Genomic DNA, 1,212 nt, shown 5'->3' with positions numbered 1-1,212 from the left:
ATCGGGGGGAGCCGCTGCAGTTTGCCGATCTCTTCGCCGGTTTTCGCCACAAGCTGACCCCGCTGATGCTCGGTGGTCTGCTGGTGTTGCTGCTGTTCAGCCTGGTGGGCCTCGTCTGTCTCGGTCTGCTCTCCATGTGGGGGCTGCTCCCGCTGCTGACGCAGGATCCCGAGAGCATGGTGGTCTCTGCCAGCCAGTTGCAACAACTGCTGCTGGTGTTGCTGGTGGGTATGCTGCTCATCATTCCCGTGCTGATGGGGGTCACCTTTGCTCCTGCGCTGATCTACCACCACGATATCGGCATCATCCAGGCGGTACGGCTGAGTTTCTTCGGCTGCTGGCGCAATATTTTTCCCTTCTTCTGGTGGGGGCTGCTCTCAGCCATGTTGTTGCTGTTTGGCGCTGTGCTGTTGCTGGTAGGTCTGCTGGTGGTGATCCCGGCGCTCAACTACTCCATCTATGTGGCTTATCGGGATATTTTCCTGGACGAGAGTGCGCAGCCGGAAGCGCCGCAATCAGAACCATTCGGATTTGAAGCCTGATCAACTGATGAAGATGAAGAAGGGGCCCGCAGCGGCCCCTTCTTCATGATCAGGTTTTAGGTGTGCTCACTCTTGCCAGATGGGATCCGCCGCCATGCGGGCCAGCAGAAAATCGAGGAAGCTGCGCAGCAGTGGCGACATCTGTTTGCGGGTGGCATACACCCCGTAGACCCCAAGGCGCTTGGGCTGCCAGTCGGTCAGCAGGGGGACCAGTTCTCCGCGCTCCAGATAGGGTTGGGCCGAGTAGCGTGGCTGCAGGCTGATCCCTGCGCCTTCCAGCGTTGCTTCCAGCAGCAGGTTGGAGATATTGGCGCTCAGGTTACCGCTGACCGGCACTGACTCGGGACCGTCCGGTCCATTGAACTCCCACAGGCTCTTGCCAAAGTAGGTGTAGGTGAGGCAGTTGTGCAGCGCCAAATCCTGCACCTTGTGTGGCATCGGATGACGGGCCAGATAGGCCGGGCTGGCACAGACTACCGAGTGGCAGGTGCCGAGACGGCGCGCCACCAGATTGGGGTCGAGGTCGTTGGTGATGCGCACCGCCAGATCGATCCGCTCCTCTACCAGATTGACGGTTCTGTCGAGCAGCAGAATGTCGATGGCCGTCCCCGGGTATTGCGCCAGATAGTCGTTGGCAGCCCCGACCAGCAGTGCTTCTGACAGGGAGTAG

2 protein-coding genes are annotated in these 1,212 nt (G+C 60.1%); one reads left to right on the top strand and one right to left on the bottom strand.

All coding sequences use genetic code 11. The features are described from left to right. The coding region (locus tag AACS18_RS16555; protein ID WP_108612753.1) for a BPSS1780 family membrane protein at nt 1-542 on the top strand (542 nt) is incomplete at its 5' end. 66 nt (nt 543-608) lie between these two features. Here the strand turns inward: AACS18_RS16555 and AACS18_RS16550 are convergent. After that, on the bottom strand, nt 609-1,212 hold a 604-nt coding region (locus AACS18_RS16550; protein ID WP_108612752.1), incomplete at its 5' end, for a substrate binding domain-containing protein.

The organism is Aeromonas sp. HMWF015, from assembly GCF_963878965.1.
GTDB classification, from domain to species: domain Bacteria; phylum Pseudomonadota; class Gammaproteobacteria; order Enterobacterales; family Aeromonadaceae; genus Aeromonas; species Aeromonas veronii.
This window is presented reverse-complemented; position numbering and strand designations above follow the sequence as displayed.